This window comes from Gymnodinialimonas phycosphaerae (assembly GCF_019195455.1).
Classification (GTDB): domain Bacteria; phylum Pseudomonadota; class Alphaproteobacteria; order Rhodobacterales; family Rhodobacteraceae; genus Gymnodinialimonas; species Gymnodinialimonas phycosphaerae.
Genome location: NZ_JAIMBW010000001.1, coordinates 3,149,466 through 3,173,824, shown reverse-complemented (window position 1 = coordinate 3,173,824; position 24,359 = coordinate 3,149,466). Strand labels below are relative to the sequence as shown.

27 protein-coding genes are annotated in these 24,359 nt (G+C 62.9%); 13 read left to right on the top strand and 14 right to left on the bottom strand.

Features of this window, described 5'->3' with window-relative positions; all coding sequences use genetic code 11:
• Window positions 1-73 precede the first annotated feature (73 nt).
• Window positions 74-1,009, top strand: a complete 936-nt coding sequence (locus KUL25_RS15785) for a Rossmann-fold NAD(P)-binding domain-containing protein (protein WP_257893799.1) — start codon at window positions 74-76, stop codon at window positions 1,007-1,009.
• On the opposite strand, the gene KUL25_RS15780 is transcribed toward KUL25_RS15785, so the two are convergent.
• The 4 genes from KUL25_RS15780 to KUL25_RS15765 form a co-directional block, all read right to left on the bottom strand.
• Window positions 934-1,818, bottom strand: coding sequence for an endonuclease/exonuclease/phosphatase family protein (locus KUL25_RS15780; protein ID WP_427854486.1), 885 nt, complete (start codon window positions 1,816-1,818; stop codon window positions 934-936). The genes KUL25_RS15785 and KUL25_RS15780 overlap by 76 nt on opposite strands.
• 53 nt (window positions 1,819-1,871) lie before the next feature.
• A complete protein-coding gene (locus KUL25_RS15775; RefSeq protein WP_257893798.1) occupies window positions 1,872-2,729 on the bottom strand; it encodes a hypothetical protein in 858 nt (285 codons plus the stop codon).
• Window positions 2,730-2,983: 254 nt separating this feature from the next.
• On the bottom strand, window positions 2,984-3,589 hold the full coding sequence (gene leuD / locus KUL25_RS15770; protein ID WP_257893797.1) for a 3-isopropylmalate dehydratase small subunit: 606 nt from the start codon (window positions 3,587-3,589) through the stop codon (window positions 2,984-2,986).
• Window positions 3,590-3,704: 115 nt separating this feature from the next.
• Entirely contained in the window at window positions 3,705-4,511 is an 807-nt protein-coding gene (locus KUL25_RS15765; protein ID WP_257893796.1) for a DUF4198 domain-containing protein, read from the bottom strand.
• A 17-nt stretch (window positions 4,512-4,528) separates the two neighbouring features.
• Between KUL25_RS15765 and KUL25_RS15760 the strand changes: the two genes are divergently transcribed.
• Both KUL25_RS15760 and KUL25_RS15755 read left to right on the top strand, forming a co-directional pair.
• On the top strand, window positions 4,529-5,137 hold the full coding sequence (locus KUL25_RS15760; protein ID WP_257893795.1) for a hypothetical protein: 609 nt from the start codon (window positions 4,529-4,531) through the stop codon (window positions 5,135-5,137).
• Between the two features lie 76 nt (window positions 5,138-5,213).
• Complete coding sequence (locus KUL25_RS15755) at window positions 5,214-6,446, top strand: MFS transporter (protein ID WP_257893794.1); 1,233 nt, start codon at window positions 5,214-5,216, stop codon at window positions 6,444-6,446.
• A 70-nt stretch (window positions 6,447-6,516) separates the two neighbouring features.
• On the opposite strand, the gene KUL25_RS15750 is transcribed toward KUL25_RS15755, so the two are convergent.
• Window positions 6,517-7,536: an extracellular solute-binding protein gene (locus tag KUL25_RS15750; RefSeq protein WP_257893793.1), complete on the bottom strand. Its 1,020-nt coding sequence runs from the start codon at window positions 7,534-7,536 to the stop codon at window positions 6,517-6,519.
• 212 nt (window positions 7,537-7,748) lie between these two features.
• Between KUL25_RS15750 and KUL25_RS15745 the strand changes: the two genes are divergently transcribed.
• Window positions 7,749-8,921 carry an MFS transporter gene (locus KUL25_RS15745; RefSeq protein WP_257893792.1) on the top strand — a complete coding sequence of 391 codons (1,173 nt, stop codon included), beginning with the start codon at window positions 7,749-7,751 and terminating at the stop codon, window positions 8,919-8,921.
• A 25-nt stretch (window positions 8,922-8,946) separates the two neighbouring features.
• Here KUL25_RS15745 and KUL25_RS15740 read toward each other — a convergent pair whose 3' ends face one another.
• Window positions 8,947-10,254: a DEAD/DEAH box helicase gene (locus KUL25_RS15740; RefSeq protein ID WP_257893791.1), complete on the bottom strand. Its 1,308-nt coding sequence runs from the start codon at window positions 10,252-10,254 to the stop codon at window positions 8,947-8,949.
• 350 nt (window positions 10,255-10,604) lie between these two features.
• On the opposite strand from KUL25_RS15740, the gene KUL25_RS15735 reads away from it, so the two are divergent.
• Together KUL25_RS15735 and KUL25_RS15730 are read left to right on the top strand one after the other, a co-directional pair.
• The gene (locus tag KUL25_RS15735) at window positions 10,605-11,627 is read left to right on the top strand and encodes an aspartate-semialdehyde dehydrogenase (RefSeq protein WP_257893790.1); all 1,023 of its coding nucleotides are present in this window, start codon (window positions 10,605-10,607) and stop codon (window positions 11,625-11,627) included.
• A gap of 299 nt (window positions 11,628-11,926) precedes the next feature.
• Complete coding sequence (locus KUL25_RS15730; protein ID WP_257893789.1) at window positions 11,927-13,624, top strand: DUF4139 domain-containing protein; 1,698 nt, start codon at window positions 11,927-11,929, stop codon at window positions 13,622-13,624.
• Here KUL25_RS15730 and KUL25_RS15725 read toward each other — a convergent pair whose 3' ends face one another.
• From KUL25_RS15725 to KUL25_RS15705, 5 genes are all read right to left on the bottom strand, one after another.
• Window positions 13,625-14,101, bottom strand: coding sequence for a hypothetical protein (locus tag KUL25_RS15725; protein ID WP_257893788.1), 477 nt, complete (start codon window positions 14,099-14,101; stop codon window positions 13,625-13,627).
• Between the two features lie 80 nt (window positions 14,102-14,181).
• A complete protein-coding gene (locus KUL25_RS15720) occupies window positions 14,182-14,712 on the bottom strand; it encodes an SRPBCC family protein (RefSeq protein ID WP_257893787.1) in 531 nt (176 codons plus the stop codon).
• 72 nt (window positions 14,713-14,784) lie between these two features.
• Entirely contained in the window at window positions 14,785-15,096 is a 312-nt protein-coding gene (locus tag KUL25_RS15715; RefSeq protein WP_068364849.1) for a P-II family nitrogen regulator, read from the bottom strand.
• 4 nt (window positions 15,097-15,100) lie between these two features.
• Complete coding sequence (locus KUL25_RS15710) at window positions 15,101-16,081, bottom strand: sodium-dependent bicarbonate transport family permease (protein ID WP_257893786.1); 981 nt, start codon at window positions 16,079-16,081, stop codon at window positions 15,101-15,103.
• A 63-nt stretch (window positions 16,082-16,144) separates the two neighbouring features.
• Window positions 16,145-16,795 carry a carbonic anhydrase gene (locus KUL25_RS15705; protein WP_257893785.1) on the bottom strand — a complete coding sequence of 217 codons (651 nt, stop codon included), beginning with the start codon at window positions 16,793-16,795 and terminating at the stop codon, window positions 16,145-16,147.
• A 170-nt stretch (window positions 16,796-16,965) separates the two neighbouring features.
• Between KUL25_RS15705 and KUL25_RS15700 the strand changes: the two genes are divergently transcribed.
• The 3 genes from KUL25_RS15700 to KUL25_RS15690 all read left to right on the top strand — a co-directional run bounded on the left by KUL25_RS15700 (window position 16,966) and on the right by KUL25_RS15690 (window position 19,661).
• A complete protein-coding gene (locus KUL25_RS15700; RefSeq protein ID WP_257893784.1) occupies window positions 16,966-17,370 on the top strand; it encodes a hypothetical protein in 405 nt (134 codons plus the stop codon).
• A 75-nt stretch (window positions 17,371-17,445) separates the two neighbouring features.
• The gene (locus KUL25_RS15695; protein WP_257893783.1) at window positions 17,446-18,828 is read left to right on the top strand and encodes a leucyl aminopeptidase family protein; all 1,383 of its coding nucleotides are present in this window, start codon (window positions 17,446-17,448) and stop codon (window positions 18,826-18,828) included.
• On the top strand, window positions 18,825-19,661 hold the full coding sequence (locus KUL25_RS15690; RefSeq protein WP_257893782.1) for a C40 family peptidase: 837 nt from the start codon (window positions 18,825-18,827) through the stop codon (window positions 19,659-19,661). The genes KUL25_RS15695 and KUL25_RS15690 overlap by 4 nt, the downstream gene beginning before the upstream one ends.
• An 80-nt stretch (window positions 19,662-19,741) precedes the next feature.
• Here the strand turns inward: KUL25_RS15690 and KUL25_RS15685 are convergent, their stop codons facing one another.
• The 3 genes from KUL25_RS15685 to KUL25_RS15675 form a co-directional block, all read right to left on the bottom strand.
• On the bottom strand, window positions 19,742-20,083 hold the full coding sequence (locus KUL25_RS15685) for a DUF2794 domain-containing protein (protein ID WP_257893781.1): 342 nt from the start codon (window positions 20,081-20,083) through the stop codon (window positions 19,742-19,744).
• A 72-nt stretch (window positions 20,084-20,155) separates the two neighbouring features.
• Window positions 20,156-20,599, bottom strand: a complete 444-nt coding sequence (locus KUL25_RS15680) for a cupin domain-containing protein (RefSeq protein WP_257893780.1) — start codon at window positions 20,597-20,599, stop codon at window positions 20,156-20,158.
• A gap of 162 nt (window positions 20,600-20,761) precedes the next feature.
• Window positions 20,762-21,628, bottom strand: a complete 867-nt coding sequence (locus KUL25_RS15675) for a branched-chain amino acid aminotransferase (RefSeq protein WP_257893779.1) — start codon at window positions 21,626-21,628, stop codon at window positions 20,762-20,764.
• Window positions 21,629-21,803: 175 nt separating this feature from the next.
• On the opposite strand from KUL25_RS15675, the gene KUL25_RS15670 reads away from it, so the two are divergent.
• The 4 genes from KUL25_RS15670 (at window position 21,804) to KUL25_RS15655 (ending at window position 24,346) form a co-directional block, all read left to right on the top strand.
• On the top strand, window positions 21,804-22,313 hold the full coding sequence (locus tag KUL25_RS15670) for a MarR family winged helix-turn-helix transcriptional regulator (RefSeq protein ID WP_068364821.1): 510 nt from the start codon (window positions 21,804-21,806) through the stop codon (window positions 22,311-22,313).
• Window positions 22,314-22,344: 31 nt separating this feature from the next.
• Entirely contained in the window at window positions 22,345-23,052 is a 708-nt protein-coding gene (locus tag KUL25_RS15665) for a response regulator (RefSeq protein ID WP_427854442.1), read from the top strand.
• A gap of 126 nt (window positions 23,053-23,178) precedes the next feature.
• Window positions 23,179-24,099: a histone deacetylase family protein gene (locus KUL25_RS15660; protein WP_257893777.1), complete on the top strand. Its 921-nt coding sequence runs from the start codon at window positions 23,179-23,181 to the stop codon at window positions 24,097-24,099.
• On the top strand, window positions 24,092-24,346 hold the full coding sequence (locus KUL25_RS15655; RefSeq protein ID WP_257893776.1) for an exodeoxyribonuclease VII small subunit: 255 nt from the start codon (window positions 24,092-24,094) through the stop codon (window positions 24,344-24,346). Before KUL25_RS15660 ends, KUL25_RS15655 begins: the two co-directional genes overlap by 8 nt.
• The last annotated feature ends 13 nt before the right edge of the window (window positions 24,347-24,359 follow it).

The following is a 24,359-nucleotide window of genomic DNA, read 5'->3' as shown; positions in this document are numbered from 1 at the left end:
TACGAACTTTGGCAATATGAATACGCTGACGCATGGGTGAAGCTTTGGGCAGGATAACAAAGGAGACTCCGCCATGACCCGCACTGCCCTGATCCTCGGCGCTAATGGCCGCTTTGGCCGCAACATTGCCGAGGCGCTTGCCCGCCACGGCTGGAACATCCGCCGCTTTGACCGTAGCAAGGACCGCCTGACCGAGGCGGCGATGGGCGCGGAGGTGATCGTGAACGCGTGGAACCCCGCCTATCCCGATTGGGCGGCGCAGGTGCCCGTCCTGACACGGCAGGTCATCGCCGCTGCCAAAGCCTCAAGCGCCGCAGTGCTGATCCCCGGCAACATCTATGTTTATGGAGAGGACCTGCCGCCGGTTCTGTCCCCTGACACGCCCCACAAGGCCACGCATCCCCTGGGGTTGATCCGCCGCCGGATGGAGGCCGCGTACCGGGATGCGGGCGTGAAGACGATCATTCTGCGCTCTGGCGACTATCTGGATACCGAGGCCTCTGGCAATTGGTTCGACAAGATCATCGCGGCCAAGATCGGGAAAGGGCGGCTCAGCTATCCCGGACCGCTGGATCACGAGCACGCCTGGGCGTTCCTGCCGGACGTGGCAGAGGCCGGAGCGCAGCTGTTGGACGATCTCGTGGATCTGCCTCCGTTTTCCGAGTTCACGTTCGAGGGCTACACTCTGACCGGCGCAGAGATGGGTCAGGCGTTGGAGGCTGCCTTGGGCAGGCCTGTGCGCGCGGCAGAGATGAGCTGGCTGCCCCTCTACCTTGCGCGGCCTTTATGGAAACTGGCGAAGCCGCTGATCGAAATGCGGTATCTTTGGCAACGGCCCCACCGTGTTGACGGCAAGGCGCTGGCGGCGCGCGTGCCGGGGTTTACGGCGACGCCCTTGCATGACGCATTGCGTCAAGCGACGGGCCCGCTGTGTCAGAACCGGACGTCGACCCAAACCAGCCGATGGTCGGAGGCTTCCTCGACCGCGTCCAGCAGCGGGCCGTCCTGAGGCCATAAAACGCCTGCATCCTCTACGGTCAGGCTCCGCGAAGGCAGAAGGTAGTCGACGCGTAAATCGCCGGGCGTGGGGTCATCCCAGTCAGCGGTAGGGCCGTCCGGCACGGGGTCCTGTACGGCAGGATGAGAGAGGAGGTCGATCAGCGGCCCCCGAAGGCCTTCGCCGCGCTGGGGATCCACATTGAGTGTCCCCATATAGACGAAAGATTCTGGCGCGGTATCGGTTATGTACTGGTGCCAGAACCGTATCTCATCGGCGTTGCGCAGGCCGTTGCGATCCTCGGGGCCGTCGAAGACGGGCGTGGTGGCGTGGGACATGAGGATGTGGAGGGGACCGCTTGGCGTCAGCACCTCAACATCCCATGCGCCGACGGTGTGCAGGCGCAGGACAGGCAAAGCCTCGGTCGCCGTAACCTCGGCGGCGGCGTTCTCGGGCAGGTCCTGCCACAGCATGGCCGAGAAATCCTGCACCGCGCCCAAGGGATAGTGCGACAGTAGCGCCATGCCGCCCTGACCGTTGAAGCGCCCATAGCCATGGGCGTCACGGGGGCCGTCCGTGCGCCCGTCCCCATCCAGATCGAACCCGGTGAGACGCCCGGTATTGGGACGCAGGGCAAGGTAATGGGCAAAGCCTAGCGCTTCGGCCAGCGCAGCAATGGCAAGCTGGTTGCCGTCATAGTCCATGTCTTGCAGGGCAAGGATATCGGGATTGGCGGCCTCGATGACGGCAATCGTGGCGGCGACTTCATCCTCCTGACGCAGGATATCGCGCAGGATCAGGCCGGGGCCACGGCCCGACAGGCCGGTGTGATAGGTGGCAAGGCGAAGGGTGGCTGCTTGCGCGCCGCTTGTAATCAGGCAGCCGAGGACGACAGCGCCGTACGGGGTCCATCGACCTCGATCCCGGCGACAAGGCGCGCGCGACGGGCGCGGATCATCCGCGCGATCCGCAGCATGGCCTGACCCCGCATGATCAGGCTGAGGGGAAGGAGCATCCATATCGTCACCGCCCATACCATTGTCTGCGGTGACCCAAGCACGGGCACCTGCAATTGATTGGCGCTCATGACAGACACCACCGGGATCACAAATGGCGCAAAAATTCCAAAGATAACGTTAACGCGGCCGTCGCGGTTTAACCTTTTCACAACATCTCCGCCCGCGGTGGGGTCAAAAGTGGGCAGGTTGATCCAGACGTTGAAGGCGGAGCCTCGGTGGGGCCAATGCTCTAGCCGGACCAAGGCGGCGAAAAGGAACAGCGACAGCAGCGTGATCAGCACGCTAAGGCCAGCCATCGCCTGAATTTGCGCAGCTGTAGTCGCGTCAACACCTTCGGGCAGATGATCCAGGATCAAACGCAGGGGGCTGTACGGGAAATCCAGAGCGTGGCCCACAAGGAACCCAAGCGCAAAGATCACCACGGTCAGGGTGGAGCCATCTTGATCACTGACGCTGATCACGCTGAGCCCGAACAGCATCAGGAACAGCGAAATGATCCGGATGCGGTTGAAGGGCGGGGCATCTCGAAACTCGATCAGGCCGGGGAATTTGGCGCCATATTCGAACATGACAACCATCGCGAAGGCCAAGGCCACCAGCGTCAGCATCTTTGCGCCTTCCGCGCCGGTCCCTGGAATCAACAGGGATGGCGTCAAAATGACGACGACGATCATTATCGCCCGCACAAGCGCGCCGACCAATCTGGTGAACACTACAATCTACCTCAAAATGGTGTCAGTTCGTGCCAACACCTTTATTTTGCCTTCTGTCCCGCTTCGTGACGTGAATGGTCCAATTTCGTGTGAATTGGATCAATCGCCCCCATTGCGAGCACTATTTTGACACATTTGTGCCCAATTTGGCCGAGGGGGGCAACGAAAAACGGCGCCCTCGTAGATGAAGGACGCCGTTTAAGGGGCTGACATGTCACAGTTTTGCATCACAGCATCTGAGGTCAAACCCCCTGCTAGACCCAGGGGCGCGCCTGTGCGGCTTCGGCCTCAAACGCCTTGATCGACGGGGCCTTTTCCATCGTCAGGCCGATGTCGTCGAGGCCATTCATCAGGCAATGCTTGCGGAAAGCGTCGACTTCAAAGCTGATCGAACCGCCATCGGGGCCCGTGATCGTCTGACTCTCCAGGTCGACGGTGACAACGGCATTGGCGCCGCGCTCGGCGTCGTCCATCAGCATATCGACCTGCTCTTGCGGCAGAACGATGGGCAGGATGCCGTTCTTGAAGCAGTTGTTGTAGAAAATATCCGCAAACGACGGTGCGATCACACAGCGGATGCCGAAATCCAACAGCGCCCACGGGGCGTGCTCGCGCGACGAGCCACATCCGAAGTTGTCACCCGCGACAAGGATCTGAGCGTCACGGTAGGCGGGCTTGTTGAGAACGAAATCGGGGATCTCGTCTCCATTGTCGTCGAAGCGCATTTCGTCGAACAGATTCACGCCAAGCCCAGAGCGTTTGATCGTCTTGAGGAACTGCTTTGGAATGATCATGTCGGTGTCGACGTTGATCAGGGGCATCGGCGCGGCGATACCGGTCAGAGTGGTGAACTTGTCCATGGGCGCTCTCCCTTGAATGGATACGGGCGTGTTCGCGCAGGGAGTAGCGCCAAAGGGATGGAACGTCCAGTTACTCCGCCGCCAATCGCGCCGCCCCCAGCTATTCCACCCCCAGCTACTCTGCGGTCGAGAACGTCATGTTCGCCCAATGCGTCACCCAGATCGCGTCGCCCTCTGACGCGGGCTCTACCGCCTCAAGGAAAACTGCGTCGGCCATGTAGGTCATGCCGGGCACGACGGGCAGCAGCACGACACCTTCGGAATCCGTGCGGTGGTAGGTGATTGTCACCTCCCCCTCTGCATCTTCGGCAAACAACTCTACCTGGTAGTCGGGCTGAAGGGCGTTGTCGTACCAAAGCTGCATCGGGATGCCGCCTTCGGTGACATCGGTGTAGGGATTCGACAGCGCCACCAGTTCGGCGCGCAGCCCCACGCGGACGTCATCGCCTGCGCCGTCGCCCACGGCGACAAGGGATTTGGCATAGCGGATGTAATCCTCGGTCACGTCCTCCTGGCTGAGGTTGCGGGCTTCGTGCATTGCGGTGACGTCGCCCAGGTCCTTGTGGATGGCGAAGTTGAGGAAACGCTCCCACTCGGACCAGGTAAGCTGATTGGCGGTGGTCTGATGCACGATGACCGCAAGGCCATCGTTCAGGCCGCCCATGTTCAATGCCGGGATATCGCCAAAACGGCCCTCAACCGCGATCACGGCGCCGCCGTTTATCACGGTGAAGGTGTCGAAGTTACGGGGCAGATAGCTCATCGCGGCGCCTGAAAACTCTTGCCCGACGCGCAGATCGGCAAGAAGTGCGTCACCCACTTCAACGGTGAAATCCTGCGGGTCGATCCAGAATTCATGGGCGGTGGCCTTGTCAGTCACAGCCAGAGCCGCGATTACTAGCGCCAGATACACGGATTTCATCAGAGGGGTCCTTTTCAATGGTTGTCCTAACCATGCTGCGGCGCTTGGCACTGTCAATGGCGCTGGTCTTCACGGTTCTGCCAGCTTGGGCCCATGAAGTGCGCCCCACGATCGCCGATGTCGAGGTTGGGCAAGACCAAGTCACCCTGTCGATGCGGGCGACGCTGGAGGCGCTGATCTCTGGCATTGATCTGAGTGCTGTAAACAACACCAACGACGCGCCCGAGTCCGTCATCTATGACCGTTTGCGCGCGATGCAGCCCGCCGAGCTGGAGGCCGAGTTGCGCGCCGCCTGGAGCCGTATCGCGCGCGGCGTCATCATCGAGGTGGACGGAGAGCGACTGACGCCCGAGATCATCTCGGTCCAGATCCCCGGTGTGGGCGACCCCGAGTTGCCACGCGATTCCCTGCTGACCGTCGGCGCGACCCTGCCCGAGGGGGACGCAGGCGTGCAGGTGGGCCTGTCCGCGCAATTCGGGACATTTGTCCCCCGTCAGATCGGGGCCGGCGACGAGGCTTACGAAGGCTTCCTGAACGGAGGCCAACTGACGCCGGTGCTCCCCCGTGCACAACCCGAGGGCCTGTTTCAGCGGCTTCTGGGCGCCATCGGTCTGGGCGGCGAGTGAAGTCACCTGGGGATCTTGCTGTGGTCGGTCAATCGGGCGGCCGATCAGGTGGTCAATCGGGCGGCATGTCAAACCCATGAGCGGCGTGTCCTTCCTTCGCGAAAACGCACGCTGGCTTGCCACCGGGCTTCTGCTTGGGCTTGGCTCCTCTTTCGGGCAAACCTATTTCATCGCGCTCTTCGCCGGTGAAATCCGCGAGGCTTACGGACTGACGGATGGCCAATGGGGCGGGATCTACACAATCGCCACCGTCTCTTCGGCGTGCCTTCTGATTCTGTTCGGCGGGCGCGCGGACACCGTGCCCCTGTCGCGCCTTGCTGTCATCGTCACCGGCGTCTTCGCACTCGCCTGTGTGCTGATGGCAGTCAGCTCGTCGATCTGGGTGTTGCTGGTGTCTGTGTTCCTGCTGCGATTCTGTGGGCAGGGCATGATGACCCACATGAAAGCCACCGCCATGGCCCGCTGGTTTGTGGCGACGCGGGGCCGCGCCATGGCGATCACCAACCTCGGCTACCCGGTGGGCGAGGCGCTTTTGCCGCTTGTCACCATCCTGATCATCGCCACCGTGGGGTGGCGGGCCACATGGGGCGTCGCGGCGGCGGTCATCGCCTTTGTCCTGATCCCCCTGCTGATATGGTTGCTCGCCCAGGACCGATCGCCCAAGGGATCGAACGGTGGCCAAGGCGCGCCGGGCCTTTTTGGGAAACACTGGACGCGGGGCGAAGTCCTGGCCCACCCGCTGTTTTACGCCTTCGTGCCGTTGCTGCTGACGCCGGGTTTCATCGGCACTGTGGTCTTCTTCCACGCCGTCCACGTGGCAGAGGTGAAGGGCTGGACCCTGACCGCGATGGCCCCCAGCTACATGACCTATGCGACGGCCAGCGTGACCATGGGCCTCGTCGCCGGGTGGGCCGCGGACCGCTTTGGCCCGGCCCGCTTGATGCCCTTCGTATTGATCCCCATGGGCCTTGGCATGTTCCTGATCGGCCCTGCCGAGACGCCCTTGGGATGGGCTGTGGCGCTGACTTTGGTGGGGGTGACGCAAGGCATGGCGGCGGCGCTGGCGGGAACGCTCTTGCCGACGCTGTTCGGGACCAACCATCTGGGCTCTGTCCGGTCGATTGCCACCGCGATCATGGTGTTCGCCACGGCCATCGGACCGGGGATCACCGGGTGGTTCATCGACCAAGGCGTCACCTACCCCGATCAAGGGGTGGCGCAGGGGATCTGGTGTATCGCGCTGTCCCTGGCGCTGCTTCCAGTGATGTTTTGGACCGTACGCCTTCAAACGCAAAAGGCGCCCGGTTAGGGGCGCCTTTTCGGGATGATTATCCTGTAGTTATTCCGTCACTACCAAGGCCACGATAAAGCCGCTGGGATTATTCCCACCCGACGTCGTTGAAGATCTGCTGCGCCAGCGGAAGGTTCGCTGCCACAGCGGCCAGGCTGACATCGTCGGCCTCGAATTCGCCCAACTCCATCGCGGAGGGCGCAATCGCCACGCCTTCGACGACGGGGTATTCATCGTTGCCCGCGCTGAAGTATTCCTGCGCCTGCTCCGAGGCGAGGTACTCCATGAAGGCCACCGCCGCTTCCATGTTCGGCGCATGGGCCGCGATGCCGCCGCCCGACAAGTTCACGTGGGCGCCGTTGCCGCCCTGGTCCGGGAACACCCAGCCGATGGTAGCGCGGTCCTCGGCGCTCAACGCTTCCACGTCGCGACGGATCGCGCGGGCCATGTAATAGGTGTTGGAGACCGAGATATCGCATTCGCCCGAGACCAGCCCGCGCAGCTGGTCGGTGTCACCGCCCTGGGGATCACGCGCCATGTTGGCGACGATGCCAGCGGCCCATTCGCGCGCGGCTTCCTCACCGTGGTTCTCGATCATCGCAGCCAGCAGTGTCTGGTTGTAGGTGTTGGTGGAGGACCGGATGCAGATCATGCCTTCATAGGCCGGGTCGGCAAGCTCCAGGTAGGTTTGAGGTGGGTTTGCCACACGCTCGGTGTCGTAGAAAATGATCCGTGCGCGCTGTGAGAAGCCGAACCACATGCCATCGTCATCGCGCAGGTTGGCGGGGATACGCTCTTCCAGTAGCGCGTTCTCCAGTGGTTGCAGCACGCCCATGTCAGCGGCGCGTTGCAGGCGCGAGGTATCGACGGTCAGGAACACATCGGCAGGCGAATTCGCGCCCTCGGCACCCATCCGCGCGATCAGCTCATCGGCGTTGCCCTCGATCCGGTTGATGGTGATGCCAGTCAGATCGGTGAAATCCGAGTACAGACGCTCATCCGTCTCGTAGTGGCGCGAGGAATACAGGTTCAGTTCCTGCGCCTGTGCCGCGGTGGCGGCGGAAAGGGCCACCGTCGTGCCCAGAAGCAGAGAGATCGTGCGGGTCATGGAAAGCTCCGTTTTGTTCCTGACTAAAATACTCAGGCGATCTTTGACTGCAACCTCCGGGCTTCGTCAAGACTATTCCGACAAAAACACTCTGATAAAAGATGTCGCACCAGACAAGCAGGCCTTCATCGTCGCTACAGAACTTCGCGGTTGTCCCTGCGAGGAGGGAGCTTAGGCTCCCGAGGAGGGGCTGTTTGAAACGGAGGGCCACCATGCGAATCGGCCTGACCTTCCTGATCGCGGCCTACTGCCTAAGCCAGTTCTTCCGCGCGTTCCTCGCGGTGCTGGCCCCGGTCCTGACAACGGACCTTGGCGCTACCACCATAGACCTTGCCACCGCGTCGGGCCTTTGGTTCGCCACCTTCGCCTTGATGCAGCTGCCCGTTGGGTGGGCGCTCGACACGCTTGGCCCGCGCCGCACGGCATCGGCGCTGTTCATCCTTGGCGCGGTTGGCGGCTGCGCGACCTTCGCCCTGGCGCAGGGTCCGGGCGGCATTATCCTTGCCATGGCGTTGATCGGCATCGGGTGCTCTCCGATCCTGATGGCGACCTACTACATCTTCGCGCGGACGTTCTCGGCGGCGGTCTTCGGAACCCTCGCGGGCGTCACCGTTGGGGTCAGCTCGCTGGGGAATATCCTGTCCGCCGCGCCGCTGGCGTGGGTGGTGGATAGTTTCGGCTGGCGCGAAACCCTGTGGGCCACGACCGGCTTCACGCTGGTTGTCGCCCTCGGCATCCTTCTTTTCCTGCGGGACCCCCCAAAGCCAGAGGGCGAGGCGCGCGGCAGCTTTGTGGAGCTACTGCGCATCAGGGCGCTTTGGCCGATCTACGTCGGCATGTTCATCTGTTACGCCCCCACGGCGGGAATTCGGGGCCTTTGGATCAGCCCCTATGTCAGTGAGGTCTTTGACGCGACCCTGCAACAGGTGGGTTTCGCAACCCTTGCGATGGGCCTGGCCATGGTCGCGGGCAACTTCCTTTACGGCGTGGCCGACAGGTTCGGCAGCCGCAAGGGGGGCATACTACTGGGCAACGCCCTTGTTGCGGTTCTTTGCCTGGCGTTCTTCGTCGTGCCGCCTGCGACCTTCGGGATTGCCGTTGCGATGTTCGTCGCGATCGGGACGTTCGGCGCGTCCTACCCGGCTGTCATGGCCCATGGGCGCGGCTTCTTGCCGTCGCATCTGACGGGGCGCGGGGTGAGCCTGATGAACCTGTTCGGAATGGGCGGCGCGGGGGTGATGCAGTTTGCCTCGGGGCCCACCCACGGCGCGTTAAGCGGGTCCTTGGGCCCGATCGCCGCCTATGGCGCGCTTTTCGCGATCTTTGGCGTGGCGATCCTTTTGGGGCTTGCCGTCTATGCAATGGCAAAAGAGCGGCCCGCTTGAGGCCGCCCTTTCATTGTATGTTGAGTCAGGCCGCTTTGCTACGACGCGGACGGCGCGGTTTGCGCGCCTTGCCACCTGGGCCATTGGCGCCTTGAGGCTTGCGCCCGGCCCCACCGCCACCGCCGCCACCGGGGCGACCACCGCCCCCGCCGCCACGACGACGCCCGCCGCCCCCGCGCTGGGGCTTGTCAGCCTTCACCGCCTCGGGCCGTGTGCCAGAGCCCACGGGGATGGACATCTTCATGACCTTCTCGATCTGAACCAACAGATCCACTTCCTCGGCAGAGCAAAAGGCAATCGCCTCCCCCTCACGACCGGCGCGCGCGGTCCGGCCGATGCGGTGCACGTAGTTGTCGGGCGTGTCGGGCAATTCATAGTTGATGACATAAGCCACGCCTGGAATGTCGATACCGCGCGCGGCGACGTCGGTCGCCACGAGGATCTTCACTTGCCCGTCACGGAACGCCTTGATCGCGCGGTCGCGCTGACCCTGCGATTTGTTGCCGTGGATGGAGGCCGCGTTGAACCCATCGGCCACAAGGCCCTTCATCAGCTTTTCACAGCCATGCTTCGTGCGCCCGAACACCAGCGCCAGCGCCTCTGGGTCGGTGCTAAGGACTTTGCGCAGCGCGGCCGGTTTCGCGGGCTTGGGCATGAAATGCACCTCCTGCGTGACCTTGTCGGCGGCTTTTCCGGGGGGCGAGACCTGCACCTTCTTGGGGTTGGTCAGGTAGGCCCCTGCCAGTTCTTCCATCTGCTTCGGCATCGTGGCCGAGAACAGCATCGTCTGGCGCGGCGTCCCCAGTGCGGGCGCAATTTTGCGCAGGGCATGGATGAAGCCCATGTCGAGCATTTGGTCGGCTTCATCCAGCACAAGGTGCTTCACGGTCGACAGGTCAATCGCGCGCCGGTCCATCAAGTCCATCAGGCGGCCCGGCGTCGCAACAAGGATATCGGTGCCCCGCGACAGGACGCTGATCTGACGGCCAATGCTTTGGCCGCCGACAACGGTGGTGATCTTCACCGGCGTGGAATTGGAGAATACCCGCAGGTTATCGGCGATCTGGTTCACCAGCTCACGCGTAGGGGCAAGGATCAGGGCGCGGGCGGTCTTCGGCTCGGGCTTGCCATGGAGCGATAGCAGATGCTCCATCAGTGGCAGACCAAAGGCCAGCGTCTTGCCGGTGCCGGTCTGGGCCAGACCCATGATGTCGTGGCCGTCGAGTGCGAGGGGAATCGCCTGATTCTGGATCGGGGTGGGTTCAGTGAACCCGGCTTCTTTCAGGGTCTTGGCAAGAATCGGCTTCAGGCCGAGCATATCGAAATCGAACAAATCGTATCCTTTACGACGCACGCCAAAAGGCGCACGGGACCGCACGGGTTGTGCGGTTTGGCTAGGGTGCGACCGGGCGGCTCATCCGCCGATCGTCAGAGCCCTGCGTGATGGGGGTCTTGGGAATATCTTATCGCGCTGTGGGCCAGACCCGTCAGGGGCAAAAGGCGACTGCTCACGCGGCAGTGCAGCATCGATAGGGGTCAGATGGGGCAACGGGCCACACAAGTCAAGCGTTGTGGCGATCAGCGGCCCTTATGGCACCGTTCAGAAAACTTCACGCATCGGCCTCTTTCCTTGGCCTAGCCCTTCCATTATGTGCCGCAACATCCAACCAAAGGATTAACGCTATGGGTTATAAAGTCGTCGTCGTCGGCGCCACCGGGAACGTGGGCCGCGAAATGTTGAACATTCTGGACGAGCGCCAGTTTCCGATCGATGCAATCGAGGCGCTGGCCTCGCGCAAGTCGCTGGGGACCGAGTGCAGCTTCGGCGACAAGACCCTGAAGACGAAAGACCTGGATACGTTCGATTTCACGGGCTGGGATATCGCCCTGTTTGCCGTCGGCTCGGAGGCGACGAAGAAATACGCCCCGCAAGCCGCGAAGGCGGGCTGCATCGTGATCGATAACTCGTCGCTTTATCGCTACGATCCCGACGTGCCGCTGATCGTTCCGGAAGTGAACCCCGAGGCGATCCACGGCTACGCGAAGAAGAACATCATCGCGAACCCCAACTGTTCGACCGCGCAGATGGTTGTGGCGCTCAAGCCGCTGCATGACCGCGCGAAGATCAAGCGTGTTGTCGTGTCGACCTACCAGTCCGTGTCCGGCGCCGGCAAAGAGGGCATGGACGAGCTGTGGAACCAGACCAAGTCGATCTACAATCCGACCGACGACAAGCCTGCCAACAAGTTCACCAAGCAGATCGCGTTCAACGTGATCCCGCATATCGATGTGTTCATGGACAGCGGCGACACCAAGGAAGAGTGGAAGATGGTGGCCGAGACGAAGAAGATCGTCGATCCCGCCATCAAGGTCACGGCGACCTGCGTGCGGGTGCCCGTGTTCGTGGGCCACTCGGAATCGATCAACATCGAGTTCGAGGACTTTCTGGATGAGGACGAAGCCCGCGATATCCTGCGCGAGGCGCCAGGCCTGATGGTTGTCGATAAGCGCGAGGACGGGGGCTACATCACGCCCGTGGAATGCGCCGGAGACTTCGCCACGTTCGTCAGCCGCATCCGTCAGGATGTTACGATCGAGAACGGGCTGAACATGTGGGTTGTCTCGGACAACCTGCGCAAGGGCGCGGCGCTGAATGCGGTGCAGATTGCCGAAACTCTTGGCAACCGGGTCCTGAAAAAGGGCTGAAGCAATTGTTGGGCAGGGGCGCAATGGCGTCTCTGCCCCAGCGGCGCACGGCGCGCGCGCCCGTCCCCCGGCGGTGGCACGATCCCAACGGACCGTGCGGTCGGCACATTACCGTAACTATTTCGCAAAGGTGGCCAAGGATCGCGCAGGCGCGTGCGTCCTATGATGTAGAGTTGACCGGATCCGGTCGGGATATCCGCCCTTGGCAGGCGGCATGTCCGGGCAGAGACTGGCGGCAATCCACGTTGATCAGGACGTTTTCCATGTCCTATCGCTTCGCTACATGAGGACTTATTTCGATGAAACGTTTTCTTTTGACCACGGCGCTTTGTGCCAGCTTTCCAGTCGCCGCCCAGGCCGATGATTTTCTGATCCGCGCAGATCTGGCCGAGGCCTTGGTTTTCGCCAATGGGGCCGAGATGACGCGCGCGGGTTCTGTTGAATTGCCCACCGGGTGGCACCGTCTGATCGTCGCCATGCCGGATCTTTACGACGCGCGGCTGCCACAGATGACCGGGCCGGACGGGACCCGTCTGGGTGTCCCGCAGGATTTGGTGAACCATCCAATTGCGGAAGGCGCGCTGGATACGCCCGCTCAGGCAGAGGCGCGCGCGGCTGTTGAGGCCGCAGAAGACGCCCTGTTGTCCGCGCAAGACGCGCTGACAGAGGCCGACGCGACAATCCGGTCCATCGAGACACAGCAAACCTACGTTGCCGCCATTCTGCGGGGGGGTGAGAATGGCGTCGCGATGCCCGGCGACCCGACACTGGTGCCACAGTTCCTAGCAACTCTGGGGGCCGAGACCGCGCGATTGGCGCAGGAACGCCAGGCCGCTTTGGTGGCCCGCCGCGATCAGGCAGAGGCTGTGACCGAGGCGCAGACCGATTTGACGCTGGCCACGCAAGCGCTGCGCGAGTTGCGCCCCCTGGGCACGCAGATCACCGCCTATGCCGTTAATGTCGAGGTGGCCGAGGCCGGAGTGTTGGCGTTTGAACTGGAATACCTCACCCATGCCGCCGGGTGGTCCCCGGCCTATGAGTTGGAGTTGGACTCGGACACTGGCGTCCTGGAGATGGAACGCTTCGTGGTGATGCGCACGGGTGGAGAGGCGGTGTGGAACGATGTGTCCGTCACCTTCTCCACCGCGACGCCGGATCGCGAGCGGCGGCCATCTGAATTGGCCTCGATCCCCGCGCGGATCATGGACCCGGCCGAGGCGGTTCCAGGCGGCGGTTCTGGCCTAATGCCCATGGGCGATACAGAAAGCCGGATCGGCGTTGTCCCGCAGTCGCTGATCGCGGGGGCTGCTATGGCACCGATGGTGGAGCCCGTCGTTGTCGTGGAAGACACCGGGTCGCTTGGGGCAGAATTTGCAGGGCTTTCGATCACCTATCCCTACGGTGAGCGGATCAGCGTGGGCCCGTCTGGCGAGGTGATCCTGCCGTTCGACACGGTTGAGCTGGAAACGGAAATGGAGAACCGTGCGGTGCCCCGCCATGACGCCACCGCGTTCCTGGTCGCGCAGGTGGAGAACACCCTGGGCGAGCCGATCCTGCCCGGTGAGGCGGTGTTCTTTCGCGATGGCGCGCTGATGGGCGACGGCTACCTGCCCTTGATCGCGGCCGGTGCCGATGTGGAAATGGGCTTTGGTCCGCTGGATCATCTGCAACTGCGCTGGATCGACAGGTCGCTGGCGGAGGGCGACCGGGGGTTGTTCACGACGTCGACCACGCAAGTACGCGCCTTGGCCTTCGGGGTGACGAACTCCGGGACGGAGGCCGCAGAGGTGCGTGTCCTTTACGCGACGCCCTTTGCCGAGCAGGAGGATCTGGAGTTGGACCTGACGCTTAGCCCGCGCCCGTCCGAGGAAGACGTGGACGAAGCGCGCGGCGTCCATGCTTGGAACCTGGAGGTCGATCCCGGCGAGGAGCAGATCATCGAAATGACGGTCGAGTTCGAGTTCCCCGAAGGCCAGGTGCTGGATTGGCGGCCCTGATCATTCATCTTCGAACAGGATGATGTCTTCGTCCTCCATGTCGGGAAACAAGCTGGGGTGTGTCCCGGGATCGGCCCGTCGCACCATGCGGCGGGCCAGATCCAACTGCGCATGGCCCGGGAACGGGGCGCCGAAGCGGCGCATCAGATCCGCATAGGACCACCCCAGGTCCGAGGCTTTGCAAGTGCGCGCCGCCGTGGCGGTGCAATAAAGCGCCAACCCGCCGCCGCGTTCGCGGAACGTGTAGCCATGGGCCGCCAGTCGTTCCTGCAAATCGGTCCAGCCATGGGCCACAGATAGGTCAACTGCGAGGAGGGCCCGAAGGCGCCCGAGGAGGGGAGCCTGCCCCCCCTCATCCGCCCTGGCGGGCGTCTTCGCAGCCGTTCCGCCCGCGCCCAAGGCCTGCAAAAGCAGCAAATGTGCCAGGGTTGCGGGTGACATGCCTTTGGCCTGGGCCTGTTTGCGCAGGGTGGCCATGGCGCCTGGTGGCAAATTGATGAAAACGGGGGCCGACATATCCATGCCCACCACCCAACGCGATTCTGGTTAAGGGTCCGTTACCCTTCGACGATGGCTTGCAACCGTCCCAGTCCGCGCTCGTAATCCGCGCCCACCCAGCCGTCCATCATCAAGCCGAACCAGCGCCCCACCGGGCCGCTTCCCATGTCGGCCGTCAGGCCCCAGACAACGCGGGTGCCGTCGCCCTCGGGTGTCAAGCGCCACCAGGCTTCTGCCGTGCCCATATCCCCGAAATCCAGCGCGGTTCGCACGCTCTCATTCTCCACCGCCTCAAGGATTTCCTGCCGACCGTTGCCGACATTCGGGTGCTCGGACGTCCATTCCATCACATTGCCGACGCCCTCCTCGGGACCGGAATAGGTTACCGCCATATCGGGATCGAGGTCGCCCCAGGGCGACCATTCCGAGAACGCCTGCAGGGAGGCGACATGGGGAAAGACCGCTTCGGGCGCCGCATCGATCACAACGTCCCGCTCGACCGAGACATAGCGGGGCAAAAACATGCCGACGAGGGCGGCCACGGCCACAAGGGCCACAAGGCCAATCAGGATATTTCGGATCTGTCGCATGATGCCCCCCAAAGATTGATTGGAAGACATCCTACCATGAATTGCGCTGCAAACGGTGGAAAAGACGCTTTCTCAGAAGCGCTCGGCCCGCAGAACCTCGCAATCGGTGATGGAGACCACGCCGATATGACGCTCTACCACGGCAAAGGCGGCATCCAGCAAATCGTCCAGCTTCTCCTCGCGGATGATGCAGACGACGCAGACCATGCCGCCCGCGCGGCTCACCTGCCCCTCCCGGCTCCACTGGCCCGACCGGCCCGAGCCACCAAGGACGGGCAGCACCGTGAACCCGGTCACGCCTGCCCCGATCAGCGCTTTGGTCAGGCGGCCTTCCATGACCGACTCGATGGTAATCTCTACGCGTTTGGCTTGGTGGGTTTGCATGGGTCTAGCCTCCGGTCACGAGGGTGGCGATCGCCAGGTAAAGCGGGATGCCGACGGTCAGGTTGAAGGGAAACGTCACCCCAAGCGACAGGGTGAGGTAGATGGAGGGGTTCGCCTCGGGCAGGGCCACGCGCATCGCGGCGGGCACGGCGATATAGGAGGCCGACGCTGACAGCGTCATGAACAACACCACGCCGCCGGGGCTGAGGCCCAGAAGCACGCCCGTCGCCAGGCCGAACATGCTGCCAACCAACGGCATCACCATGCCGAAAAGGAACAGGCCCGGTTTCAGCACGCCGCGCGCCTCGCGCAGGCCCCGGCCTGCCACTAGCCCCATGTCCAGAAGGAACAGGCACAAAACCCCCTGGAACGGGGTCACGATGAAGGGCGCAATCAGGTCCAGGCCTTCTGTTCCGGTGATCACGCCAATGATGAAGGAGCCCACCAGCAACACGATGGAGCCGTTCAGCAGGATTTCCCGCATCAGACCCGCCTCCATCTCGGCCGCGCCTTTGTCATAACGCGCGATCAGCCACAGGGCCGACAGGATCGCGGGAGCCTCCATCACGGCGGCCACGGCGACCATGTAGCCTTCCGAGTCGAGCCCGCTTGAGGTGATCACCGAGGTTGCCGCGACGAAGGTCACGATGGAGATGGAGCCATAGTGCCCCGCCACCGCCGCCGCGTCCGTGACGGACAGCCCGGTCATCACCCGCAACAGCGCGAAAGCCACCATCGGGATCAGGAAAGACAGCACCACACCGGCAATCAGCGAGGCGATCAGGGTGCCGTCGATGCCGTTATCGGCCACCGCCGCGCCGCCTTTGAAACCGATGGCGAACAGCAGATAGATCGACATGCCCTTGGCAATCGCTTCGGGGATCGACAGATCAGACCGGGCGAAGGCCGCCAACAACCCCAAGGCGAAGAACAGAATGATCGGGGACAACAGATTGTCCGCGGCCAGCGCCAGCATTCCGTCCATGGTCTTCCCCTGCGTAACTGCCGTTTGGCGTGCGTGTATGAGGGCGGCCCGCCCCGCGCAAGTTCAAGTGGGCGCAAAATGCCGGATGCGCCCGTCGAAGGTCTCCAGATCCATGTCGGCGATGTCCGCCCACAGACCGTGGAGGCTAAGCGTTTCGGCATCGACAGCAGCCTTCACGAAGGGATAGCCCAGAAGATTCTCCAGGCTCACGTGAATACCCTCTTTCTCCAGGGCGGTCTGACGGTCCTGCGGGTTTTTGATATCCGCCACGGTCGCAAATCCTGGGCGCAGCACGTCAAGCCAACGGCCAATCAGGCTTTCGTCTTCGTCAAACTCGGGGGCGTGGCCTTCGCACATCGAAATGCACCCCGCCACTCCACCGCAGTTGGAATGGCCCATCACCAAAATATGCTCAACTTTCAGATGTTTGACCGCAAATTCCACCGCTGCACCCGTGCCGTGGTGATTGCCGTCTGGCGTATAGGGGGGCACCAGATTGGCGATGTTGCGATGCACGAAAAGCTCGCCGGTGCGCTGCCCGAAGACCGAGTTGATCGCCACACGGCTGTCGCAACAGGCAATCACCATTGCCCTTGGGTGCTGCCCTTCATCGGCCAGCTTGCGGAACCAGTCACGGTTTTCGGGGAAGGTGGAGTCCTTCCAGTCCTTGTAGCGCTCCAGAAGGTAGCTTGGCAGAGAGTTTACGCGGTGCATGGGTCCACTTTCGTCGGGTCGTCTGCCCTTGTCATAACCTGCATTCGTCGCGAATTGGAGGTGCTTTCGCCCCTGCGATAAATCTCTTCTTCAGGACCTGCGCGCATACCCAAGGCCTAAATCCCAGTCTTGGGCGTCCTGTGGTGGGGGCGTATGAAGTGGAGTGAGACATGCTGCTGACAGCAAGGGCTGATCTGTGCCCATCGATAACACAGCTCGCACTCGATGAACCCGCGCGGTTCAATCCGGAGTGCTTGGAAGAACTGTGCGTGAAAATCGGAGAGGTCAGGGCCGAGGCTGAAGTCGCCCTTGCCCTGCACCGCTTAACTGAGCTTCTGCCAAAGCTGGAAGCGATGTTGCGCGATGACGGCGCAGGCTTCGCCGTCGCGGTGGAGCAGGTTTGCAGGGACGCCGACCTGATCGGCATGGCGACCCTGGCGCGCGTGGCGCAAAGCGTTCTGGACAGCTATGCCACGGGCAACCATGTGGCCCTGGCGGCAACACTGGCGCGTATGAACCGGGTGGGCGAACGATCCATCCATGCGGTCTGGGATCTGGAGGATCTTTCCGGCTAGGATTTCCATCGGATCAAGCCTTGCAGAGCAGGCACGGAACGCTAGGCTAGCGCCGATTAACAGCGGTGCACCCCCATGTCGATGACGTTTGCCCAGGCCAGCTCGGTCGCCCTTCCCATTGTCCTTGTCAGTCCCGAAGCCTGCAAGGACACATTGGCCACTTTATCAGAAACGCAGGCCCAATGGGCCGCGTTTCATGGATTCGACGGATCGTTGGGTCAGACGTTGGTGTTGCCCGGGGACGGGCTGGCTGGCGTGCTGATCGGCACCGGTACGGCCTCGGAAAGGGCGCGGAAAAGGTTTGCCATTGGCGCGGCCATCGCGGCGCTGCCGGACGCCACCTATGCGATCGATGCGCTTCCGCAAGGGCAGGAAGAGGAGATCGGTCTTGGCTACCTCCTGTCGCTCTATCGCTTTGATCGCTATCGCACGCAATCTGCCGCCAAGGCGCGGCTGGTCGCGCCAGAGGGCATTGACGCGCAACGTTTGGAGCGGATCGCCGCGGCCGAGGCGCTGGCCCGCGATTTGATCAACACGCCTGCTGAAGACATGGGTCCCGACGCGCTGGAGGCCGCCGTGCGCAGCCTTGCCGGCGAATTCCGCGCACAGGTCATGGTTGTCGAAGGCGCGGACCTGCTGGCCCAGAACTTCCCCCTGATCCACACCGTTGGCCGCGCAAGCGCCAAGGCGCCCCGCCTGATCGAGATGATCTGGGGCGAAAGCGGCCCAAGCCTGACACTTGTGGGCAAGGGCGTGTGTTTCGACACCGGGGGCCTGAACCTGAAGCCCGGCGCGTCGATGGGGATCATGAAGAAAGACATGGGCGGGGCGGCCAATGTTCTGGGCCTTGCCCGGATGATCATGGCCAGTGGCATGGACGTGCAATTGCGCGTCCTGATCCCCGCCGTGGAGAACAACGTCGCGGGCAATTCCTTCCGTCCCGGCGATATCTTCACGGCCCGAAGTGGCCTGACGGTCGAGATCAACAACACCGACGCCGAAGGGCGGCTGGTCTTGGCCGATGCCCTCGCGCTGGCCTCGGAAACCCCACCGGATCTGTTGATCTGCATGGCGACGCTGACAGGTGCCGCCCGCGTCGCCGTCGGGCCTGATATCGCGCCGTTCTTCACTGATGATGAGGCGCTGGCGCAGGCGCTGGGACGTTCGGCCAATGAGGTCGCGGACCCGGTCTGGCGTCTGCCGTTCCACGACGCCTACGAGCCGATGATCGAGCCCGGTATCGCTGACCTCGACAACGCCCCTTCGGGCGGCATGGCCGGGTCGATCACCGCCGCGCTCTTCCTGCGACGCTTCGCGCTCGTGCCCCGGTTCGCGCATTTTGACATCTACGGATGGCAGCGTACCAATGCGCCGGCGCGTCCCAAGGGCGGTGTCGGCCAAGGCATCCGTGCGCTGTTCAACGCATTGCCCGAGGTGCTGACCAAATGCCAGAAATGAACGACCCCCGCACGACAGCCTCCAACGGGCGCGTCGCCCATGCCTCCCTCAACGGCGTGGTAGAGGCCGAGCGCTACACCGAGGGGCGTTGGATGATGGTGCAACAGCCCATCGCCAACCTGACAGACAAACCGCGTGGCGCCCGCACATCGCAGCTGATGTTCGGAGAGCGGTTCCTTGTGCTTGATACCGAAGACGGTTTCGCGTTTGGGCAGGCCGAGCGGGACGGCTATGTCGGCTACATCCTGTCGGGCGCCCTGACCGGGGCGGAACCGGCGACCCATTGGGTCATCTCGCCCGCGACGCACCTCTACCCGAAGGCTGATCTGAAGGTGTCACCCGATGTGTGCCTATACTTCGGCAGCCAGGTGAAGGTGACGGGCGAAAGCGGTGACTACAAACGCATCCACACCGGCCACTTCATGCCCACGCAGCACCTGATGCCGATGAAGGCACGCTTCTCTGACCCCGTTGGGATCGCGGACCTGTTCCTTGGCACGCCGTATCTGTGGGGGGGCACCAGCCGTTGGGGCATTGATTGCAGCGGTTTGGTGCAGGCCTGCCTGATCGCCTGCGGTATCGACTGCCCGCGCGACAGTGACCAGCAAGAGGCCGAGGTGGGAGAGAAAATTGGATCGGATGAGGCGCTCAAGCGCGGCGACCTGATCTTCTGGAAAGGCCACGTTGGGCTGATGGCCAGTGACCGGATGCTGCTGCACGCGAACGCGCATCACATGTCGACGGCCTATGAGCCCCTGAAAGACGCCGCCGCGCGGATCGAGGCGAAGGAGTATGGCCCGATCACGTCACGCAAGCGGATTGCTCTGGGGTAGCCGCGTCGTTTCTGGCGGCCTCGCGTGAGGCGGCGTTAGGATTGAGTTGTATTTGGCAAGATGAAGGGGGGAGCGGCGCGCTAGTCGACGACCCGGATCATCTTGCGTTCAAGGACGCGGAGGACGGTTTTCAGGTCATGGCCGCGCTTCAGAATGCGCCCGTCCATGCCGATCACCGCGTATTGCCCCTGCTTGTCGCGCAGTTTTGGGCGTTTCTCGATCCGATAAATCGGATTCTCGGCGGTGCGCTTGAAGATGGAGAAAACGGCGACGTCGCTCAGATGGCTGATGCCGTAGTCGCGCCATTCCCCCGCCGCAACCATGCGCCCGTAGAGGCCGAGTATCGGCCCGAGTTCCGTGCGGTGGAACGCGACTTGGGTATGGGTGGTAATGCCCCCGGTGGGCTGGAACTGGATTGCCATGGGGGGATGGTGGGGTTTGGGGATGCGGGGGTCAAGCCGTAACGCGCCCGTGAAGAGTTGCGTGGCGCGGGCCTATTGCTGCGTCGCGGGTTCCGAAAGGACGGCGTCGACGGCACCGATGAAGATCGCCAGCAGGACCACAGGCTCTGTCCCGGCATTATGGCCGTTGTGGGGCCAGTTCTCCGCCTCCAGCATCACATCACCAGCGTTATATGTCCGCAACCCACGCGAGCCGTAATCCACTGTCAGCGTTCCGCTTTCGATGCGCGCAAAGAGCGGGACGGTATGCATATGCCAGCCGGTCTCTGCGCCGGGATCGACCACAATGCGCTCTACCGTAATTTCTGGCGTGCCGTCGGGGTAAGACAGAAGCTGGCCCGTAACGTCTTGCGTGCTGCGAAGAAGCGTGTCCGCATGGATTGCGGGTGCTGTGTCGGGGACGACGGCGAGGGCCTGCGCGTTTACGCCAGTTGCCAGGATGGACAGGGCGGCGGCGGCGAGAAGAGGGCGAAACATCATTTACCTTCCGAGTTGCTGTTGTGCCTCCCCCGGGCATTATTCGGGGATGGTCTGCTCATTGCGACATGCCGCGAGAAATCATGCGATCTGTCAATGCAAAAGGGCGCCCACCGACAAGCTGGACGCCCTGTTGTGTCATTGGAGACTCGGTCCTTGGGCCTACGCCCGCACCAAAGCCTCATAGCTTTCCGCGATATCCCGCGTCAGCGCGCCGACCTCGAAGTTATAGTCAGCGATCTGACCCACGGGCGTGACCTCGGCCGCCGTGCCGGTCAGCCAGCACTGCTCGAAGCTTTCCAGCTCCTCCGGCATGATGTGGCGCTCATGGACCTTCACTTGCTTCTCTTTCAGCATCCCGATGACCGTCTGGCGGGTGATGCCGTTCAGGAAGACGTCGGCTGTTGGCGTATGCACCTCTCCGTCCTTGACGAAGAAGATGTTGGCACCCGTCGCCTCAGCCACGTAGTTACGGTAGTCCATGAACAGCGCGTCCGAGCAGCCCTTGGCCTCTGCCGCGTGCTTCGATGTCGTGCAGATCATGTAGAGGCCAGCGGCCTTGGCGTGGACCGGGATCGTCTCGGGCGAGGGGCGCTTCCACTTGGAGACGTCCAGCTTCGCGCCCTTCATTTTGGCGTCGCCATAGTAGCTGCCCCATTCCCACGCCGCGATGGCCAGGCGGACGGGGTTGCGCGCCGAGCTGACGCCCATGTCCTCGCCCGCGCCGCGCCAGGCGACCGCGCGGATGTAGGCGTCGGTCAAGCCATTGGCCTTCATCACCTCGTATTTCGCGGCCTCGATCTCATCTACCGTGAAGGGGATCTCGAAGTCGATGCAAGAGGCGGAGTAGTGCAACCGCTCGGAATGGCGGCGGCTCTCGAAGATCTTGCCGTTGTAGGCGCGCTCCCCCTCGAACACCGAAGAGGCGTAGTGCATTGCGTGCGACAGAATGTGGACGTTGGCCGCGCGCCAGTCGACGAGCTTGCCGTCCATCCAGATCATGCCGTCCCTGTCATCGTATCCTGCCATTGTCGTCATCCTCGTCCAAAGCTCCGCTTCCACACGGGCAGTGATTTTTCCAAAAGTTGCGCAAGATACGTCCGCTTCGGACATAATATTACGCAAAGCGCCCATTCAGCTAGCAATTGATTCTTGGAAAGTCAACAAGGCTGACATAAACTGACCCAAACGGGAGGGACACCAGATGGCAGAACGCGCCGCAGCAATGGGCCGGGGGGATACGTTGCTTTTCCTGACGGATGAGCAATTGCGCCGCGGGATTGAGGCGATGTTTTTCGCCTACCGCGGCTTCACCGCTGACCCTGATTTGATCCTGGCGGAACGTGGCTATGGCCGGGCCCACCACCGCGCCGTGCACTTCATCAGCCGCACGCCGGGGACGACGGTCAACAACCTTCTGTCGATCCTTGGGGTGACGAAGCAATCGCTGAACCGCGTGCTGCGGACTTTGGTGGAGGACGGTCTTGTCGAAGCCCGTGTTGGCACCCGTGACAAGCGCGAGCGGCATCTGCACCTGACCCATGACGGCGAGGTGCTGGAGCGCGCCCTGAGTGAGGCACAGCGCAACCGTATGCGCACCGCGTTCCGTAACGCAGGCCCTGAGGCGGTGTCAGGTTTTCGCGCCGTGCTGGAAGAGATGATGGACCCGGATATGCGCCGTCACTACCTTGAAGGTGTGGAGCGCGAGCAATGAACTTGGACATCGATCCAGAGGGGCGTTTTTGATGGACATCGGTGCCCATCTATTGATCGTCGATGACGATGAACGCATTCGCACCCTTCTTCAGAAGTTTCTGATGCGGAACGGTTTCATGGCGACGGGCGCGCGGGACGCGGCCCATGCGCGGGTGCTGCTGGACGGACTCAGCTTCGATATGATCGTGCTTGACGTGATGATGCCCGGCGAGGATGGCCTGAGCCTGTGCCGTGACATCCGCAAAACCGCCACCACGCCGATCCTGCTGCTGACGGCCAAGGGCGAGGCCGATGATCGGATCGAGGGGTTGGAGGCCGGTGCCGATGACTACCTCTCCAAACCGTTCGAGCCGAAGGAACTGCTGTTGCGGATCAACGCCATCCTGCGCCGCATGCCCGCGCCGCCCGAGGATGCGACGGTGCCGCAAGTCCTTCACCTTGGTCCCGTGCGCTACGACATCGAACGCGGAGAGATGTGGCAAGGCCAGGACCCCGTGCGCCTGACCGCGACAGAGGCCGCGTTGATGCGGATCTTCGCGCACCAGCCCGCCGAGGCCCTGTCGCGGGGGGAGCTTGTCAGCCTTCTCAATCGCGACAAGGTGGGGGGCGAGCCAGTGCAGGAGCGGGCCGTGGACGTGCAGATCACGCGGCTCAGACGGAAGATCGAGATGAACCCGAAACAGCCCCGCTACCTTCAGACTGTGCGCGGGGCGGGGTATATGCTGGCCCCGGATTAAGGGGGTGCTCAAGCTTGAGCATTTCTGTAACCAATTGAAACGCAGAGACAATCCAAATCTGTTAACTTTTCGTTCACCACCCTTTCCGCCCTGCGGACTGTCTTACTTCCACCGGAGCCTCGCCCCATGCTGATCATCAACAACCCCAGTGGCCTGCGGCATGAAATGCCCGAAGGCCACCCCGAACGCATCGCCCGGCTGGAAACGGTCTTTGCCGTGCTCGCAGATGTGGACGCCGAGCGGACAGAGGCCCCTCTGGCCACCGAGGCGGACGTCGCCCTGTGCCATCCGCAGGGCTACATCGACGCGATGCGCGCGGCGCAGCCGACCGAAGGGCTGGTGCAGATCGATGCCGATACGAGCGCTTCGCCGGGGACGTGGGAGGCCGCGATGCGCGGCGTTGGCGGGTGTCTTCTGGGTGTGGACCGTGTGCTTTCCGGTGCCCACAAACGCGCCTTTGTCGCCACACGCCCCCCCGGCCATCACGCCGAGAAAACCCGTGCGATGGGCTTCTGCCTGTTCGGCTCTATCGCCATCGCCGCCCGTCATGCCTTGGAACGCCATGGCCTGTCCCGTGTCGCCGTTGTCGATTTCGACGTCCACCACGGCAACGGCACGCAAGACCTGCTGTGGGATGAGCCGCGCGCGCTTTTCGTCTCCAGCCACCAAATGCCCCTCTACCCCGGTTCTGGCGCGGTCCATGAACGCGGCGGGTCCGACAATGTCCTGAACCTGCCCCTGCCGCCCGGATCCGATGGGCAGGCGATGCGGTCGCGCTATACCTCCCACGTTTTTCCGCGCCTTCGTGACTGGAAGCCGGACCTGATCCTGATCTCTGCCGGGTTCGATGCCCATACCCGTGACCCCCTGGCCAATCTGCTTTGGGAGGCCGAGGATTTTGCCTGGGTCACGCGCGGGCTGGTGGCGGTCGCCGAAGAGGTCTGCGAGGGGCGCATCGTCTCGACTCTTGAGGGCGGGTATGATCTTCAGGGGCTCGGCGATGGCGTGCTGGCCCATGTGACGGAACTGGAGGATCGAGATGCCTGACTCGAAAAATGACAAGCCCTTGGACGAGATGAGCTTCGAGGACGCGATCCGCGAACTGGAGCAGGTCGTCACCCAGTTGGACCGCGGCGACGTGGCGCTGGAAGACTCGATCAAGCTTTATGAACGCGGGGCGGCCCTGAAGGCGCGCTGTGAAGCGAAGCTGAAAGAGGCCGAGGAAAAAGTGGCTCAGATCACCTTGGACGCGGGCGGCAACGCGACGGGCGCAACCCCGGTCGAAGGCCTGTAAGACGTGTTCAAGA